The organism is Pedobacter cryoconitis, assembly GCF_014200605.1.
Classification (GTDB): domain Bacteria; phylum Bacteroidota; class Bacteroidia; order Sphingobacteriales; family Sphingobacteriaceae; genus Pedobacter; species Pedobacter cryoconitis_B.
This window is the reverse complement of record NZ_JACHCE010000001.1, coordinates 981421-999021: the sequence shown is the minus strand read 5'-3', so window position 1 is coordinate 999021 and position 17601 is coordinate 981421. Positions and strand designations below refer to the sequence as shown.

Sequence of the window (17601 nt, the reverse complement as noted above, 5' to 3'; positions counted from 1 at the left end):
AACGACAATGCCCCCATAAAGCTTTTGACTTTTGAGGGCACTGTATTTCTAATCTATTTTATAATCTTATTTTGGTGGAGGATTCTGACCAGTATCACCTCCGGTAATAGGTTCGCCCTGCATAACAGAAATATCACCTTTTGGATTACAGTTTGTATTTGTAGTTGATGGGGATACTAATCCCAGTAAAATAGTTAGTATAAATTGAAAAAACATAACTCAAAAATTTAGAATGATCGGTATGTAGTCCCCCACGAATCATACGTGGGGACTGCTACAATTGCAAATCAGAAGGCCTTCTGAAATTTTTGGGAAGTGTGAGAATCAAACGCGGGAAATAATAACTGCTTCCCAAACCGGTCATTAACCACCGCGCTTTCATCTCTTTATGAAATCTGTTTTGTACATTTAAACTCTGATAGCGAATCAAAGTCTGAACTGATTTCTGATACAAACATACAGGGATGTAAACGACTAACTATCAAAGGATTCCGAAGATTCCAATGATTCTGTCCGGATTCCGAAAATTCCTTAGAGATTCCGAAAATTCCATTTAATAACTATTTACTAATTGATTTGAAAAGGTTTGAAGATTATAAAGAAGAGGTAATTCTTACTTATAAAAAGAGACGAGACGAAGGAGCATTACCTTATAATTTGCGAAATCTTACGATTGCAAATATGAGAAAGGAATGCCTGGCCGTTTTTCACAGGCGATATTCGAAAAAGGATGAGGAGACTTTCAAGTCGCTGCTAAATGTGGAAAGAGATAGTGCTCAGGAATATTATAAAAAGCTCAACGAATCCAAGGCCGATATCTTCAAAGCCTTATACAATTTTCTGAAGGAATACTCCGGTGATACAAAAGATAAGAATATTGAACTTTTAGCCTGGCTGATAGATTTTCAACCCAGACCACATGTGAAACCTGATACTTATGAACTGGTGAAAACTGAATGGGAATTATCAGTTATTAAAGGGAAAGTGTCAGGTAAAAAGGAAATAGAGGAAGATCAAATAGTTGATGCCTATGAAATAACGAAAGCGGAATTTTCGGAATCTGCCCCAGTACGACCAATTAACAGCCTATTAGGTGATATTCCATCAGATAATAGCCCTTTAGATGAAAATCCAAAAAGTGGTAATGGAAAATTTGGTTTTCCCCGTAAATTCAATAAAGCTGTGATATCATTTGTTGCTGCTTTCCTTATTATGGGCGGATCATATTTCTTTTATGATATGAACAATCAATGCATGTACTGGAATGGTGACGAATATCAATCCATAAATTGCAATCAAAAAGTTGAAGGCGCTAATATTATTCCCAAGGATACTTTCAGATTAAAGCATTTAAAAAGAATAAAAAATGTTGCAGAGATTACCAGGGATGATATTGGAAAAGTTCATTATTCAAAAGTAAATGGCAATGTAGTATTTTATACTACTGGTGGTGAAAATCCCACAGATAGCCGTAAAAGATTATTGCCACTTTCTGAACATATGTATGCTGAGCACGTAGAGGGTAATCAACCGTAATGTATGAAAAGTTTATGCCTTGATAATTCAATGCATCACTAAACTTTTAAACACAAAAAATTGGACGTTTAAACAAAATGAGTGAGATGGTTTTGAGAGATCTTTGTCTTAAGAAATCAGAACATGGAAAACTTAGCAAAACAACAAACAGTATTAGTAACAGGCGGTACAGGATTTATCGGCCTATATTGTATTCTACAACTTTTAAAAGAAGGTTATACAGTAAAAACTACACTCCGTTCACTGACCAGAAAAGACGAAGTAAACAATCTGCTCAGTAAAGCTGGCATTAATTCTTTAGAAAAACTGTCCTTCGTAGAAGCAGATTTAACTAAAGACCATAATTGGGATGAGGCAGTAAAAGATTGCACTTATGTGCTTCATGTAGCCTCCCCTTTCCCTGCGAGTGATCCTGTTGATGCAGATGAATTGATTATTCCTGCACGTGACGGTGCACTTAGAGTTTTAAAAGCTGCTCGTGGCGCTGGTGTTAAACGGGTAGTGCTCACTTCCTCTTTTGCAGCCATAGGATACAGTAAAGATATTAAAGACCATGTTTTTACAGAGCTCGACTGGACTGATCCCGAATTATCAGACAATGCTTATGTGAAGTCTAAATCCATTGCAGAAAAAGCAGCCTGGGACTTTATAAATAGCGAAGGCGGAGACCTTGAACTAACGGTAATCAATCCTGTTGGTGTTTTTGGTCCTGCACTGGGAAAAGACTATTCTACTTCTATTGGAATGGTTAAAGCTATAATTGATGGACATTTAACAGAAACACCACCTTTTACCTTTGGTGTTGCAGACGTACGCGATGTGGCTGATATCCATGTAATTGCGATGACAAGCTCTAAAGCTGCCGGCGAAAGATTCCTGGCTACCTCAACTGGCGCAATGAGTCTTTACGATGTAGCAGAATTGATCAGGAAAGAAAGACCTGAATTAGCAGGTAACATTGGAGATTTGCAGCCACTTGATCCATCTCTTTCTATTGTGATGTCTAATCAGAAAGCAAAAGACTTGCTTGGATGGAAGCCCAAAAGTAAAGAGGAAGCAATTCTGGCCAGTGCGGATAGTTTAACAGAATGAGTATTTTTGTTTAAGAATTTATTTAAATGAACATGCAAGGCATACAGTCCTGCCATTTAGGCCCAGGTATCTCTCCGGAACAAATTGTTCCGGAGCATTTTTTCTTATATATTTTACAAGGTACGATGCTGGTTTATAATGGTGAAAAGCATTATGAAATTGGCCCCGGTGATTGCTGCATTGCCCGGAAGAATCATCTATTGCGGTATAACAAACAGCAGCAGAATGGAGATTTTAAAAAAATAGTCATTGTGCTGGATGAACATTTTTTAAAGACTTTTTTAACGAAACACCCTTCAGTATCTGGTACTGCAGAACAGGATGACTCCATTGTAACCATGAAAAGTAATAGCTTGCTGGATAGCTTCATCCAGTCACTGGCACCCTATTATAAAGGTGAAGCAGAGATAGAGGAAACTTTTGCAGATATAAAACGAGAAGAGTTGTTATTGATCCTGTTACAAAAACATCCTGGTCTTGCTAACGTCTTCTTCAATTTTAGTGCGCCCGAGAAAATAGATATTGAAGAATTTATGAGCCGCAACTTCCGGTTTAATATCAGCCTCGAGCGTTTCGCATTCCTAACAGGAAGAAGTCTTTCTGTATTTAAGCGGGATTTCAGAATGGTATTCAATGAAACTCCTGGCCGCTGGCTTACCAGAAAGCGATTGGAAGAGGCCTACTTTCTTATTCACAATCAAAATCAAAAACCCAGGGACATTTACCTGGATCTTGGTTTTGAAGACTTATCACATTTCTCTTTTGCCTTTAAAAAACAATTCGGACAATCCCCTACTAAATTACATAGTGTTGTTTAGCAGGGATCAGATTTCGGTTCCGATTCAAATACATTACAAATTATATTATTTCATTCTTTTCAGTGCTTCCATATGCCAATTTTTATTCTCACTTACTTCAATTAACTGAATAGGAATATGCTCTCCCCGGGAAGCCAGGCTAACCCCGACTTTTACAATAATACGCCCCCATCATTCTGTTTGCACTTTCCACTTTAAGCACCCAAATAAATGGAATAGCTGTACACAGTGCGTCGAAAACCTGTTTTTTCGGAAATGGAAATTCGCTTTCGCTGTTGTGATCTAATAGAGCCGTAATTTAGATTGGTTTAATTATTTAACAGAAGTTAAATTAGAAAACACTCCCTTCAGAATGCCCCGGTATGAACGATTGTCTTATCCTTTAAAAGGTAGATATTAATTACTATTTGAATAGTTGAATTTTGATGCAACTAAAAAAAAATGAACAAAAAAAAACAATAGCGATCCTTGAGGCTTCCAGATTGGTTAATGCTAATTCGTTAAAACAACTTTCAATTATTTGAACAGTGAATTTAACATACCTGGCGATTATTAATAATGTCTTTACTTGCTGGTACGCCTTTTACATTTTCTGGCAAGATCCTGTCTGAATCAGAGAGGTAATTCAGTTAATAGTTACTCAATTTTTCAGGTATTTCTTTTACTCCTGTTGAAAAAAAATAAGTCATAGAAAAATCTACTTTTGCGCCATTAAATCACAATTACAACACATGAAAAACAAAAAAAATCTAAACACACAACTTGAAAGTGAAGATGAAATTGCCCCGGTAAAAGGTAGAACAAAAGGAATAGGAAAAGCTATTGCATGCTGTCTTCTGGTTACTTCATTATTTATGGCATTCAGCTCCCGAGCCGATGTTCCATCGAATCGTATTGCATACATAGATTTTAATATGAATGCACCAGGTAATCACACAGGTTCGAGTATGCAATCGCGGTATGCACAATTGATCACTGAGATACGAAATGCTACTGGTCATACTTTCCGGCAAAACGTACTCGCCACGCAAGGCAATAGCAATCCCGGTATCATCCGTATAAGGCTGATTAGTGGTGCAACACAAGCATTACTCTGGATATCGCCACAGGATCTTTACTTGCGGGGTTTTACCAATACACACGGACAAACGTTCCAGTTCAGAGATCCTGAATATGACCTGGTGAACCAGTTAAGGGATTTAGAGTATCAGGCCGGTACAATTACAACGCTGAGCTTCGGGAGTAATTACAATGCTCTGGAGGGTACACGTGCAGCTAACCGTGGAAGGGAAGCTATTCCATTGAACTACAATTCATTCTGGAATACCTTTTTCAACTTAGCATTTATGAATGATCCTACAGGAAGCCACTTACAGGGCTGCGCTCAATCGTTGCTGACCATGATTCAGGTAACTTCGGAAGCCGTAAGATTTAATGATGTGTACAATTTGATCTACGATGCTATGGGCTCTGGAAGTTATACAGGGTTGCCAGCTTTTCAGCAGAGACTTGAGAACGAATGGGGCGCGATGTCTATATGGGCATTTACGATAAATAACAATCCTGGAGCAGCTCCGCTTGAGCTTAGAGGTGCTAATCCTAATAATGGCAATAGCCCAACATCAGCTCCGAACGGTTTAACGTTACGTTCATGGGCTGATCTTCAGCGATATGTCAGAGTGTTATTGAATGCACCTAATGGTCTGGGTAACGGCGGTAGTGGTGGTAATTGGGATTACACGCAGTTATAACAGGCAGCGATCTTCTTCTGGCTTCGGCCAATGCCCTATTTTTTATAAAATATTAAAACAAGTAAAAATCAACTAAACGATCATGATTTTTACCGACATCTTCCTAACCGATCATATATATACAAATGAAAATTAACTTCCTGAAATCAAGTATTATCTCTGGGCTTACATTAGTAATTGGCCTTGCATCTTGTTCAAAAGATAACAAAAACTCTTCTTACAGTCCACAGTCTCAAAATTCAACAGCAGCTGTAGGGGTACAATTGATTAACAATGTAAAACTTGGAGACATTTTAACGGACAAAACAGGCCGTACTTTGTACAGCTTTGCTGCCGATTCTACTACCGCTGCCCAGTCCAGCTGTAATGGCGACTGTGCGGTAAAATGGCCTCCGTTTTATGATGCAAATCCAGCATTGGGAACAGGGCTAAACAATGCAGACTTTGGCGTGATCACCCGCAATGATAATACCAAACAAACTACTTATAAAGGATGGCCGCTTTATTATTATTCAGGTGACACTAAAAAAGGCGATACGAATGGTGATGGCATACTTAAAGCCTGGTTTGTATCTACGCCAGTTTATAAGGTCATGTTTGCCATGTAAAAATCCTTATCGGTTTGCGGCTTACAAAATAAATAGTAACAAACCTGTAAATAAAAAACGCGCTGATCAGCGCGTTTTTTATTTACAGAAATAGTATCGGTACATGGCACATAATTTATGATAAAGACCTGCGATGAAGTTCGCAATTAGATTTTGTGGTCTGGACTATTTTAGGATCCCTTTCAATAACACTTTCCAAAAAGTCACGGTTATTATCACCCCAGTGGTTCATCGCATCTATTATAGGCAATAATGTTTGTCCGATTTCGGTCAATGAATATTCTACTTTTGGCGGCAATTGAGGATATATCTTTTTTTTAATAATGCCGTGCTGTTCCAATTCTTTCAACTGTACGGTCAATACCCGTCGAGAAGCTTCCGGCAATAAGCGAAATAGCTCGCTTGGCCGATGTACATCCATTGAAATAGCGTTTAGCAAAGCCGGCTTCCATTTACCATTAAGCACTTCTTTGGTCAGGTGTAAGCCACAATCAATAGGCAATGGGATTTTTCTTTCGTACATAAACAGGTCTATTCATCAAAAATACACATTGTATCCTAATTGTTTCTAGTGATAAATTTATCACTACGCAATAAATTCAGCCCTTATTGTCAAACATTGCTATACCCGGTAATTTCGCCTAAAAAAAATTATGCAAAAAGAACAGCAGCCTCTTTTAGAGGAATATAGATTAGGCGATCTGAAACTTAAGAACCGGGTAGTGATGGCATCCCTAACCCGCGGAAGGACGACTAACCCAGAACTGGTTCCTACACCACTTATGGCCGAATATTACGCACAACGGGCATCAGCCGGCCTTATACTTACTGAAGGTGTCTGGCCAAGTAAGAAAGCAATAGGGTTTATTAACGTACCTGGAATCTTTACCCCGGAGCAGGTTGAAGGATGGAAAAGTGTAACAGACGCAGTTCACGCTAAGGGCGGCAAAATCTTTGTACAGCTTGGCCATACTGGTACGATATCACATCCTGATTATTTTGATGGTGAACTACCTGCGGGCCCATCTGCCATTAATCCGCAGACCAGGTCTTTTACTCCGGAAGGATTTAAAGATACGGTAACTCCACGTGAATTTACTGTTGCAGAGATTAAAGAGACCATTCAGGATTACAAGCAAGCCACTTTGAATGCTAAAAATGCAGGGTTCGACGGGGTTGAGATACATGCTCAGATTGGTATGCTTATCCCGCAATTCCTGAGTATAACTACAAATAAACGGACTGATGAATATGGGGGCAGTATCGAAAACCGCGCACGGATAATTTTCGAGATACTGGATGCCTTGCTTGAGGTTTGGGACAGCACCCGGATTGCTATTAAATTTACACCTGTGGCCATTAGCAATGTGGGCATTGTTGTTCCCGATGAGTTCACCATTCCGACGTACCGATATATTGCGGAAAAATTGAATGATTATAATTTAGCATATTTACATATCGCAGGCCCGGCTGAGGCACTCAATGGCACAGTAGTAGAGGCTCTACAGGAAGATTTTTTTAGTCATTTCCGCAAAAACTACCACGGAACATTGATGGCAAACTTAGGGTTTACGCAAGAATCTGGTAATGCTATTATTAAAGATGGTATTGCAGATCTGGTTTCGTATGGGGCATACTATGTTGCCAATCCTGATCTTGTTGAACGCTTTGAATATCATATTCCACTAGCAGAAGCCAACACAGATCTTTATTATACAGGGGGAGAAAATGGCTATACAGATTATCCAAAGGCCGATTATACAAAGTTCGCCTCAGGACACTTTGGTTCAGACCGGTAATCTTATTAAGAACAATCCGGTTGAACTAATCTTATTAATTTCTTTCGCACAGAGGTGTGCGAAAGAAATTAATATGGATCTGTTTACATTTTCATATTTCCCATATCCATTTTATCAGCTCCATTTTTAAAGATCGCTTCACTGTTTAACAGGTAAGCTCCACTGGTTACCACAACATCACCCGCATTTAACCCGGATACTACAGTCATATAGTTTTGATTACCTGTACCTAACATGACCATTTTTGGCGAAAAACTATTATCTGAATTTTTAACCCATACCCGGCTTCCTTTTCCATCAGTTAAGATGGCCGAAGTCTGAACGGCCAAACTACGTTTCTGTTCATTTGCTATTGAGATATAAGCCAGCATTCCAGGTCTGATCAGCCCTTGATCATTAGCAATACTTACCCGGATTAAAGCCACTTTCGATGCTCCTGATAATTCAGGATTCATAAAATCTATTTTACCAGCGATACGCTGACCACCTAAATCGGGTAATGAAACACTGACCAAATCATTTAGATGATAACCTGAAGTTTCACTAACGTATAACTGGGCCTCAATCCATAAAGCATTAATATGCTGAGTTTTTAAAATTGGCATACCTTCAGTCACATAATCGCCCTCATGTACGGCAATATCACTCACTGTTCCATTGATCTTACTCATAACAGTAACGCTGGCAGAAACCTTTCCGGAACTTGCTAAGTTCTTGATTTGTGAACCTGACAAACCCCACAACAATAATTTGTTTTCTGCCGCACCAATCAACTGTTTATAATCTATATCCGGATTGTTCAGCATTTTTTGCTGTTGTCCAGCCAATAGATACTCTCTTTCAGCTTCCAGCAGATCTTCACTATAAATCCTGTAAACAGGCTGTCCTATTGAAATCTTTTCACCTGTTGTCCTTACAAAAAGCTGTTCAATCCTACCTGTGTTTCTGGCACTTAATTGTTCTGCCTGATTTTCATTAGTTGTTACTGTACCAGTCAGTGTTTTCTCATTTCCAACATTTTCTTCCCTGACAGTATCTATCTTTATACCAGCTATTTGTAACTGAGATGTGGTGAGCATTATTTTATTCGCTCCCGTACCAGAACTTTTACCTGTGGTTTCCACCCTGATCAGCTCCATATGGCAAATCGGACAATTTCCCGGATGATTCTCATGTATTTGCGGATGCATAGAGCAGGTATAGTAAGTTTTATTTGCCGATTTACCCAGAGGCTGCATCTTTTGTTTACAGGCTGTAAACAAAGTCAATGAAAGGAATAAAATTAATAAAAAAACGCCCGATACCTTCCTGGAAGAAAGTCTTTTAATTATACTTCTCATTATTTTCAATTTTAATAAAACCTTCACTATCCATTAAATAATGAGCATCCAAGGCCAGGCTATCAGTCTTAGCTACTCCTTCTATAATATTTACAAGATCTCCATTTTGTATTCCTGCAGACACCTGCTGCACCTTAAAACGACTGCCCTTTTTTAGCCAGACTATCTTACTCCGGCCCAAATCAAGTACTGCTGATTTTGGCACCCATAGCCCGCTTGTTCTCCCGGCTTGTATGGCTGCATGAACAATGCTGTTCACCTTTAAATCATGTTCCATATTATCGATATAAACCCGGATACTGGTTCGTTTATCACCATCCTGCAAAATAGGTTCAATGAAATTGACCTTTCCAACTAGTTTTTTGTCTGGTAAATCAGGCAGGGTAATTTCTACCTTTTGGTTTAACTTTAAACTGGAAACGGATGATGGATCAACCTTAATTATTGCCCATAGATGATGCGGATCAACAACGTTAAAAATGTTCTGTCCTTTTTCTACATACATTCCCTCACGGATTGCTAAAGGAGTATTATTCACCACACTGGATTCCGGTTTAGAATTGATCACTCCTCCCATCTGACTGTGCAGCATATCATGCACATGGCCATTATAGAGGCTAAAAACAGGTAAACTATAAAATGTCTTTCCTGTTTTCAGAACCTGGTTCATCTGGGAACTGGTCATTCCAAGTAATAATAATTTTTGTTTTGCAGCATTGATCAACCCTGTCTCACCCGAAGAATTCCTTACCACATAGAGCAGATCTTGTTGTGCGGTTAACATTTCGGGACTATAAATATCAAAAATCCGCTCCCCTTTATGTATTTCCTGAAAAGCATATTTGATATATAGTTTCTCAATCCGACCAGAAAAACGGGCTGCAATATTATTGAATGTGCGCGTATCAAAATCAAGATAGCCCTCGCCCTGTATCTCTACCAGACTTTGCTTTTGTTCGGGCTGAATAATACCAATAGAAGCAATTACTGATGAGCCCACAGGTTCTAATACTGTATTCAGGCTAATACCTGCACCCTCGCTGCTTTGCCCGGATTTTTTAACCAGGGCCATGCCGCATATCGGACATGCCCCCGGATGATCTTCTAAGATCTGGGGATGCATGGGGCAGGTATATTTTGTTTCATTTTTCACAGACTCAACGCCTGAAGGCCTTTTTTGCTGCGTACAGCTTCCTAAGAATATAATCAGAAAGAAGGACACTCCAACTGTGATCAGACTAATATTTCTCATTTTCTCTTTCATAATCTACTTGTAATTGTAAAAGTTCACCCAAACGATCTAAAGCTTCCATTCTTGCCATTTGCAGTGCTTTTAATCCCTCTAAAACCACCTGCATCTCCCCTGTATTCTGTTCATAAGCAAGCAGGGATGTTTTATAATTGTTCTGCAAGGCAGGAATAATATTTTGGTTATAATTCTTTAGCAAGAGTTTTTTACTTTTAATTGCAGCTTTTAAACCAATCAAAGTTCCTTCGGCCTGGTTGATCAGATCTAATTTTTTCTGTTTCAATTCCTCAACCTGATAACTGATTCCTTTCAGATTTGCCTTATACTCTTTGGAAGACCAAGAGAAAACAGGAATGGTTACAGACCCCATTAAGATGTATTGGTTGGCCATTCCACCGTAACTAAACATGTGCCCGGCCTGCAAGCCAAAGTCTGGTTTACGCTGGTTGTATTCCATTTTAGCATTCAGCGTTTGTAAACTGATGCTTTGGTTAATCCCCTTAATGTCACTTCTTCGCGTTGCCAGGTCAGTTGTATCAGTAACAGATGTTTCATAATCTTTTACCAATAAGGTAGTATCTACGCTAAAATCGATCTGTTTATCCCTGTTCATCAGGATATTCAGCATAATTCGCTGCTGCTGGAGATCGTTCTTAAACTGTTCCTGATTATTATCTAATTCATAGAGTTCTGCTTTGGCCTTATAGATGTTATTTATCTTCTCTTTGCCATAAGTTAAACGGATATTAGCACTTTTGAGCATGTAGGTTAATAAGCCTCTTGTGTTTTCTAATAATGCCCGCTTACGCTCTATAATGCCCATATTGTAATAATATCCCCTAGTCCTGGCAATCAGTTGATTTTTTAAATAATTCTTGTCTTCAGCGGTTACTTTAGCCACCCCATTCATATAATCCTGTTTAGCTCTTAGTTTAGCTGGATTAGTAAACATTTGCTCTGCACTAATCATAAATGATCCTGTATTTGGATTTAACTGATACGGCGTTTGATACTGTCCAGCACTGATTTTAGGAGCCGGTAAACTTTTAGCTCCTTTTGCATAAGCATTTTCCGCTTCAATTCTGGCATCGTAAGCCTGTAGCCCCGGGCCCGTAACTACCTTTGCAAGAACACTATCCAAAGGAAAAACAGAAACCTGTGCTTTAGAGGCAACCGTACCCACCATCCAAATGAGTATGGTATATATAATTCGATTGATCGTTTTCATTTTCATTATTCTTTTACGTCCAATACTTCCAGTTTGCCATATTTTTTTAATTCATATTCTTTTACCATCAGAAATATTAGCGGCGTAACCAGCAAAATATGTGTGGAAGAGGTCAGTACTCCGCCAATCATTGGCAATACAATAGGCTGCATCACATCACTGCCTGTACCTGTTGACCACAGTACAGGAACTAACCCAAATAGTGCTACACTAACGGTCATGAGTTTTGGTCTCAATCTTTTAATGGCACCATTCATTACATAAATGCGTAGATCTTCTCTGGTAATGGTCTCATTTGAGTTGCCTTTTAAGGCTACCAATTGTGCCATCGCATCATTCAGGTAAATGACCATCACAATTCCCGTTTCTACGGCAATTCCAAACAAAGCCACAAAACCTACAGCTACAGCTACTGACAGGTGGACGCCGAAGAAATAGACCATATAAGCTCCTCCAATTAAGGCGAAAGGAATAGAAATCAGACTAAAAAAAGCTTCCCTGATAGAATGAAAAGCAAAATACAGGCAGGCAAAAATGATTAACAACACAATAGGCAGGATCAGCTTTAGTGTTCGTTCTGCCCGGATCAGATTTTCATATTGCCCACTCCATTCCATAAAATAACCTTTAGGCAGGGTTTTGACCATACTATTTAACTTCTCTTGCGCTTCTTTAACAGTACCTCCAAGATCACGGTCGCGAACATTAAACAGGACTGTTCCTCTTAACAGTGCATTCTCTGACTGGATCATGGCAGGGCCATCGTTAATTTTTATAGCTGCAACAGAAGATAATGGCACAGGCCCATTGGCAGGTGTTTGTACTAATGTCCGCTTGATCTGATCAAGATTATTACGATAATCCTGTGCCAGACGCAAATTTACACTGAACCTTCTTCTTCCCTCAATAGTTGGCGTAATACTCATTCCTCCCAGCGCACTTTCTACCACCTGGTTTACGTCATCGACACTCAATCCATAACGGCCTATTGCTTCTTTGTCTATCTGGATATCCAGATATTTCCCTCCGGTGATCGGATCAACATAAAGATCTTTGACACCATTAATTCCTTGCAAAGCTTGTTTCATACGGCTGGATAAAGCATAAATTGTATCCAGATTCTGTCCATACACTTTTAAGCCTACATCAGTTCTAACACCTGTAGACAGCATGTTGATCCGGTTGATAATAGGCTGTGTCCAGCCATTTACGACACCAGGTATTTGCAGTTTAGCATTTAATTCATTAATGATATCTTCTTTTTTCAGGCCTTTTCGCCACTCATTTTTGGGTTTCAGCAAGATAATTGTCTCCACCATAGAGATTGGTGAATTATCAGTTGCTGTATTTGCCCTTCCGGCCTTACCTAATACATTTTTAACTTCAGGAACACTTTTAATAATCCGGTCCTGTACTTGTAAAAGTTGTTTTGCCTGAGCATTGGAAACATCAGGTAAAGTAACAGGCATAAAAAGGATGGTTCCCTCATCTAAAGGAGGCATAAATTCACTGCCAAGACTCAGCAACAGAGGCACACTGATAGTTAAGGCTAAAAGATTAATACCAATAGTGGTTTTACGCCAATGAATACACCAGTTCAGAACCGGTCTGTAAACCCGTTCCATAAAACGGTTCAATGGATTATGCTCATCTGTTTTTAGCTTCCCTTTTAGAAAAAAGGAAATCAAAACCGGAGCAAGTGTAACAGCTAAAATGGCGTCTATTGCTAATATAAATGATTTTGTCCAGGCTAAAGGCCCAAACAATTTACCCTCCTGGCCTTCCAGTAAAAATACAGGCAGGAAAGAAGCTACAATAATCAGCGTAGAGAAAAACACGCCTCTGCCTACCTGTTTACAGGAGGTTTCTATAATTTTGATTCTTTCGATGGTAGTCATGATTTTTCTTTTTCTTGTGCAATTGCCAGATTGCGATGTGAATTTTCGACCATTACAATTCCATTATCCACAATTACCCCTATAGCAAGGGCAATCCCGGTTAAGGACATAATATTAGACGATATACCAAAAGCATTGAGCAGAATAAAGCTGGCAGCGATGGTAATTGGAATTTGAATAATGATACTCAAGGCGCTTCTCCAGCTAAACAAAAACAGGATTACAATTATAGATACGGTGATCATTTCTTCAATCAGGGTATGTTTAACAGAGCCAATCGCACTTTCAATGAGTTCACTGCGATCATATGCAATTTTGAATTTTACCCCTGCAGGAAGTCCTTTTTGAATATCTGCCATTTTATCTTTCACGGCATGGATCACCTGATCTGCATTTTCACCATAACGCATCACCACAATTCCACCTACAGCTTCACCTTCACCATTCTGGTCAAAAATACCCAGACGTAAGTCGCCCCCCATCTGTACTGTTGCCACATCTTTGACTTTGACCGATACTGTATTTACGGTACCTATAGAAATGTTTTCTACATCCTGCAGGTTTTTGATATAGCCCAGGCCACGAACAATATATCCTGTTCCGTTCATTTCAAATTTACGACCGCCAACATCATTGTTGTTACTTTTAACAGCCTTAAGAACCTGACTTAGCGGAATATTGTAGTAGTTGAGTTTATGAGGGTCAATATTGATCTGGTATTGTTTTTCAAAGCCGCCAAAAGAAGCTACCTCGCTTACCCCCGGCACAGTTTGCAAACCAAGTTTTACATACCAGTCTTGCAAGGCTCTTTGCTCACCAAGGTCAATCCCCTTCGCATCCAGGGTATACCATAAGATATGACCGACACCTGTTCCATCAGGACCAAGTGTTGGTGTAATGCCTTCGGGCAATAAACGCTGTGCATAATTCAATCTTTCCAGCACGCGGCTTCGTGCCCAGTAGACATCCGCTTTGTCATCAAAAACGATATAAACAAAGCTCATCCCAAACATAGAAGTAGCTCTTATGGCTTTTACTTTTGGGATACCCTGCAAATTACTGACCAGTGGATAAGTCACCTGATCTTCCATGATCTGAGGACTACGGCCCTGCCATTCGGTAAAAACAATGACCTGGTTTTCTGACAAGTCAGGAATGGCATCAATCGGATTTTCCCGCACAGCATAACTGCCCCAGGCAAAAAGGATTAATGCTGCAATCAATACGATATACCTGTTTTTTAAGGACAGGGAAATTAATTTATTAATCATCTCTTAATACAATTAAGCAGAGCAGCTGCAGCCGCTCTGCAATAAAATTTACATCTTCATTTTCCCCATTACTGGTTTGGTTTTAGCAGACGCTTTTTTAACCAGTGTCATCCCGCATTTGGGACATTTCCCAGGCTTGCTGCTAATCACCTCAGGGTGCATTGTACAAGTGTATTGCACTGGCATTTTCATTTTTTTCATCTTAGCAGTATCTGAAACTGGCTTTGTCTGACCAGATACAGAGAATACAGTAAATCCAGAAAGGATCAATGCAAAGACAATTGATGTTACTTTTTTCATCGTTTTTAATTTTAAAATGGTTATTTATTGTATTAAGATTATTACTTGAGTTATCTCAGGAAGAATTGCAGCCTGCACCAACGTTTTTGATAAAAACAAGGCAAGTAAGATCATCGAAAACTTTAAAGTTTTCATTTTTTGAATCTTGTTTATAAGAAGAAAATCAATAATTGATCATTACCTGAAGAGCAGGCAACAGTAGTTAAGACACTATGAAATAGTGTTTAAACGCTTTGGGAAAGCGATCAAATTCTGTAAATGCAGTTAAAAATATAAATGGGAACACCACCATGTAAAGGTGGCGCATTGGTTGGATTAGCGATAGAAATCTGCTCAAGAATAGCCAGAGATGGCCCTTGATAAAAAGTGATCAATGCCGGTATATGCAGATCACTAAAATACTTTGCCGGACTACCAAATTCATCCGAAGCAACATGCGAATCCTTTACCTTTAAATTGTGAAATTGATTTTTACAGCATCCACCTCCCTCATTACCCTTACTACATTTTTCGTTTAGATCCTGTTTAAGCGTAAATGATACTGATTTCAGCTGCCCACAGCAATAGAACTGCTTTACACTAAAACCAAAACTGGCAGTAGTATAAATAAGTAATAATAATATGGATAATACCTTTTTCATTTCGAGAGGTAAAATTATTGAAATTCCATTGAATATTTATTACATAATTAACTAATAATCTTACATAATTACGACTGGATGACTATAGTGGCTTTTGATTATATTAATACCTAATTTTGTTATCAATAATAATCTATTTGAATGTACAATACTGGCATCAATACTTTTTACGATCAATATATTAATGGTGAGTTTTCGGAAAAGAACAATTTTTCCGGACATTTTGATTTTTTATTATGGGAAGATCTTCAAAAAGATTTGTCTGCATGCGGGAGATTTCAGAGAAAACCATTTTATAAAATGGCCTTACTTCAAGGTGAAGCTGTTTATCATTCTGGTCATCAACAAATTCATATTTCAGGGAAAACAATTGTTTTTACGGACCCGATGATCAGGTTCAGTTTTGAAGCAACTGACAAAAATTTCGATGGTAAATATTGTGTTTGCAGTGAAAGTTTCCTTCGCGGAACAAGTAAATTATCTCTGGGTAACTGGCCTGTTTTTAAAGATAGAAATATTTACACACAATCCTTAACTGATGAGCAGTATACGGAGCTACTGCGTATTTTCAAAGAGATAGAACAGGAATACAAATCTGATTATCCCTTTAAGGAAGAATTAATCCGAAATAAGGTTTTTGATGTTGTCCATTTTACACAGAAATTAAACAAAAATCTAATTGAATCTATTCAGATTAAGGATGAAAGCCTGGAAGACCGATTCTTTAAATTACTTGAAAATGCTTTTTTTAATATCAGCAAAGAAATGCCTCTGGAGGATAAATCCCCTGCTTATTTTGCAGAATTGTTATTTACTTCTGTAGATCAACTTAATAAAACGATAAAAAAAGTCTCAGGAAAAACTACACAAACACATATTCACGAACGTATTATTGAGGAAGCAAATGTTTTGCTGAAACATACAATATACAGCGTGAAAGAAATTGCCTGGAGTCTTCATTTTCAGGAAACATCTCACTTCCAGAATTTCTATAAAAAGCAAACCAACCGTACACCTCTCGAATATAGGGCCGGATAGTTTTTTTGTAATTCTATCCCGGATTTTTGTAATGTATTTTATCAGGCCGGATTTAACTTTACTAAAAAATTAAGCAATGGAAAATTCATTTTTAATAATTGGTGCAGGCGAAGTTGGGCTTGCTATTTTGAATAGTTTATATGATTATCAGGAAAAACATGAACATCAATTAGAAATAGGTGTTCTTGTACAACCTTTAACAAGCAGTATTGCTAAAGTCAGAAACAATTCAAAATTTGTAAATATAACAGTGGAACCTCTTGACCTGATCAACGAAAGTATTCAAAATTTGACTGCTGTTTTTAAGAAGTATGATACAGTTATATGCTGCAGCGGATTTTCAACTGGTCATGGAATGCAGGTTAAAATTACGAAAGCAGTATTGGATGCAGAAGTCAGAAGATATATTCCATGGCAATTTGGAGTTGATTATGACAAAATTGGAAGAGGCAGCGCACAACCCACATTTGATGAACAATTAGAAGTCAGAGATCTTCTTCGTGCACAAAACGGTACCAATTGGATAATTGTTTCGACCGGACTGATTACGAGTTTCCTGTTCCGTGAAGATTTTGGTGTAATTAGTTTGGCGGATAAAACGATAAGTGCTTTAGGCGGCTGGCAACACTCCCTTACTTTAACTTCTTGTGAAGATATTGGCAATCTAACCGTTGAAATTCTATTCCACAAGCCGGAAATATTAGATCAGGTGGTCTTTATTGCAAGCGACACATTAACTTTTGAAGAGATTTCTAATCAACTGGAAGAGCTTTTCAATATAAAATTTGAGCGCAGATTGCTGGACATTCCTCAATTGGAAAAAGAAATACAAAAAGATCCTGAAAATGTTTTCCATCGCTATCGATTAGTATTTACGCATCCTGGTGTTACCTGGCCTATGTCCCAAACATTTAATGAGCAAAATAATATCCCTGTAGCTGATCTGGGTAGTTGGATGAGGGAAAACATTCTTTAAAATCATTGATATTATAAAATTTATGAATGAGCAACCGATGAAAACCATTGAAACTG

Annotated in this window: 17 protein-coding genes; 8 read left to right on the top strand and 9 right to left on the bottom strand. The window is 38.4% G+C overall.

What is annotated here, in order from left to right:
* Positions 1-66: 66 nt before the first annotated feature.
* Positions 67-216 carry a hypothetical protein gene (locus HDE68_RS04550; protein ID WP_183879346.1) on the bottom strand — a complete coding sequence of 50 codons (150 nt, stop codon included), beginning with the start codon at positions 214-216 and terminating at the stop codon, positions 67-69.
* Positions 217-576: 360 nt separating this feature from the next.
* Between HDE68_RS04550 and HDE68_RS04545 the strand changes: the two genes are divergently transcribed.
* From HDE68_RS04545 to HDE68_RS04525, 5 genes are all read left to right on the top strand, one after another.
* Positions 577-1536: a hypothetical protein gene (locus HDE68_RS04545; RefSeq protein ID WP_183879344.1), complete on the top strand. Its 960-nt coding sequence runs from the start codon at positions 577-579 to the stop codon at positions 1534-1536.
* 123 nt (positions 1537-1659) lie between these two features.
* Positions 1660-2628 carry an SDR family oxidoreductase gene (locus HDE68_RS04540; protein ID WP_183879342.1) on the top strand — a complete coding sequence of 323 codons (969 nt, stop codon included), beginning with the start codon at positions 1660-1662 and terminating at the stop codon, positions 2626-2628.
* A gap of 26 nt (positions 2629-2654) precedes the next feature.
* On the top strand, positions 2655-3446 hold the full coding sequence (locus HDE68_RS04535) for an AraC family transcriptional regulator (RefSeq protein ID WP_183879340.1): 792 nt from the start codon (positions 2655-2657) through the stop codon (positions 3444-3446).
* A gap of 731 nt (positions 3447-4177) precedes the next feature.
* Complete coding sequence (locus HDE68_RS04530) at positions 4178-5197, top strand: ribosome-inactivating family protein (RefSeq protein ID WP_183879339.1); 1020 nt, start codon at positions 4178-4180, stop codon at positions 5195-5197.
* Positions 5198-5322: 125 nt separating this feature from the next.
* Positions 5323-5805 (top strand): hypothetical protein, encoded by a 483-nt coding sequence (locus HDE68_RS04525; protein ID WP_183879337.1) that lies wholly within the window; start codon positions 5323-5325, stop codon positions 5803-5805.
* Between the two features lie 115 nt (positions 5806-5920).
* On the opposite strand, the gene HDE68_RS04520 is transcribed toward HDE68_RS04525, so the two are convergent.
* Complete coding sequence (locus HDE68_RS04520; RefSeq protein WP_183879335.1) at positions 5921-6328, bottom strand: winged helix-turn-helix transcriptional regulator; 408 nt, start codon at positions 6326-6328, stop codon at positions 5921-5923.
* 130 nt (positions 6329-6458) lie between these two features.
* Here HDE68_RS04520 and HDE68_RS04515 point away from each other — a divergent pair, with 130 nt between their 5' ends.
* Positions 6459-7604: an alkene reductase gene (locus HDE68_RS04515; protein ID WP_183879333.1), complete on the top strand. Its 1146-nt coding sequence runs from the start codon at positions 6459-6461 to the stop codon at positions 7602-7604.
* A gap of 83 nt (positions 7605-7687) precedes the next feature.
* Here HDE68_RS04515 and HDE68_RS04510 read toward each other — a convergent pair whose 3' ends face one another.
* The 7 genes from HDE68_RS04510 to HDE68_RS04480 form a co-directional block, all read right to left on the bottom strand.
* A complete protein-coding gene (locus tag HDE68_RS04510) occupies positions 7688-8944 on the bottom strand; it encodes an efflux RND transporter periplasmic adaptor subunit (protein WP_183879331.1) in 1257 nt (418 codons plus the stop codon).
* Entirely contained in the window at positions 8928-10208 is a 1281-nt protein-coding gene (locus HDE68_RS04505; RefSeq protein ID WP_183879329.1) for an HlyD family efflux transporter periplasmic adaptor subunit, read from the bottom strand. Before HDE68_RS04505 ends, HDE68_RS04510 begins: the two co-directional genes overlap by 17 nt.
* A complete protein-coding gene (locus tag HDE68_RS04500; RefSeq protein WP_183879327.1) occupies positions 10183-11421 on the bottom strand; it encodes a TolC family protein in 1239 nt (412 codons plus the stop codon). The genes HDE68_RS04505 and HDE68_RS04500 overlap by 26 nt, the downstream gene beginning before the upstream one ends.
* Positions 11422-11426: 5 nt before the next feature.
* A complete protein-coding gene (locus tag HDE68_RS04495) occupies positions 11427-13319 on the bottom strand; it encodes an efflux RND transporter permease subunit (RefSeq protein ID WP_183879325.1) in 1893 nt (630 codons plus the stop codon).
* Complete coding sequence (locus HDE68_RS04490) at positions 13316-14590, bottom strand: efflux RND transporter permease subunit (RefSeq protein ID WP_183879323.1); 1275 nt, start codon at positions 14588-14590, stop codon at positions 13316-13318. Before HDE68_RS04490 ends, HDE68_RS04495 begins: the two co-directional genes overlap by 4 nt.
* Positions 14591-14638: 48 nt before the next feature.
* A complete protein-coding gene (locus HDE68_RS04485) occupies positions 14639-14890 on the bottom strand; it encodes a heavy metal-binding domain-containing protein (RefSeq protein ID WP_221300660.1) in 252 nt (83 codons plus the stop codon).
* Between the two features lie 245 nt (positions 14891-15135).
* On the bottom strand, positions 15136-15531 hold the full coding sequence (locus HDE68_RS04480) for an HYC_CC_PP family protein (RefSeq protein WP_183879321.1): 396 nt from the start codon (positions 15529-15531) through the stop codon (positions 15136-15138).
* 141 nt (positions 15532-15672) lie between these two features.
* Between HDE68_RS04480 and HDE68_RS04475 the strand changes: the two genes are divergently transcribed.
* Both HDE68_RS04475 and HDE68_RS04470 read left to right on the top strand, forming a co-directional pair.
* Positions 15673-16569, top strand: a complete 897-nt coding sequence (locus HDE68_RS04475; protein WP_183879319.1) for a helix-turn-helix domain-containing protein — start codon at positions 15673-15675, stop codon at positions 16567-16569.
* A 76-nt stretch (positions 16570-16645) separates the two neighbouring features.
* Entirely contained in the window at positions 16646-17545 is a 900-nt protein-coding gene (locus HDE68_RS04470; RefSeq protein WP_183879316.1) for an aromatic alcohol reductase, read from the top strand.
* Positions 17546-17601: the final 56 nt, after the last annotated feature.

What these genes read in the sequence shown, in the direction of transcription:
- HDE68_RS04475 (WP_183879319.1), top strand. Translation starts at nt 15,673, where the DNA reads ATGTACAATACTGGCATCAATACTTTTTACGATCAATATATTAATGGT.
- HDE68_RS04550 (WP_183879346.1), bottom strand. Translation starts at nt 216, where the DNA reads ATGTTTTTTCAATTTATACTAACTATTTTACTGGGATTAGTATCCCCA.
- HDE68_RS04505 (WP_183879329.1), bottom strand. Translation starts at nt 10,208, where the DNA reads ATGAAAGAGAAAATGAGAAATATTAGTCTGATCACAGTTGGAGTGTCC.
- HDE68_RS04515 (WP_183879333.1), top strand. Translation starts at nt 6,459, where the DNA reads ATGCAAAAAGAACAGCAGCCTCTTTTAGAGGAATATAGATTAGGCGAT.
- HDE68_RS04485 (WP_221300660.1), bottom strand. Translation starts at nt 14,890, where the DNA reads ATGAAAAAAGTAACATCAATTGTCTTTGCATTGATCCTTTCTGGATTT.
- HDE68_RS04500 (WP_183879327.1), bottom strand. Translation starts at nt 11,421, where the DNA reads ATGAAAACGATCAATCGAATTATATATACCATACTCATTTGGATGGTG.
- HDE68_RS04495 (WP_183879325.1), bottom strand. Translation starts at nt 13,319, where the DNA reads ATGACTACCATCGAAAGAATCAAAATTATAGAAACCTCCTGTAAACAG.
- HDE68_RS04530 (WP_183879339.1), top strand. Translation starts at nt 4,178, where the DNA reads ATGAAAAACAAAAAAAATCTAAACACACAACTTGAAAGTGAAGATGAA.
- HDE68_RS04535 (WP_183879340.1), top strand. Translation starts at nt 2,655, where the DNA reads ATGAACATGCAAGGCATACAGTCCTGCCATTTAGGCCCAGGTATCTCT.
- HDE68_RS04540 (WP_183879342.1), top strand. Translation starts at nt 1,660, where the DNA reads ATGGAAAACTTAGCAAAACAACAAACAGTATTAGTAACAGGCGGTACA.
- HDE68_RS04520 (WP_183879335.1), bottom strand. Translation starts at nt 6,328, where the DNA reads ATGTACGAAAGAAAAATCCCATTGCCTATTGATTGTGGCTTACACCTG.
- HDE68_RS04480 (WP_183879321.1), bottom strand. Translation starts at nt 15,531, where the DNA reads ATGAAAAAGGTATTATCCATATTATTATTACTTATTTATACTACTGCC.
- HDE68_RS04470 (WP_183879316.1), top strand. Translation starts at nt 16,646, where the DNA reads ATGGAAAATTCATTTTTAATAATTGGTGCAGGCGAAGTTGGGCTTGCT.
- HDE68_RS04525 (WP_183879337.1), top strand. Translation starts at nt 5,323, where the DNA reads ATGAAAATTAACTTCCTGAAATCAAGTATTATCTCTGGGCTTACATTA.
- HDE68_RS04510 (WP_183879331.1), bottom strand. Translation starts at nt 8,944, where the DNA reads ATGAGAAGTATAATTAAAAGACTTTCTTCCAGGAAGGTATCGGGCGTT.
- HDE68_RS04490 (WP_183879323.1), bottom strand. Translation starts at nt 14,590, where the DNA reads ATGATTAATAAATTAATTTCCCTGTCCTTAAAAAACAGGTATATCGTA.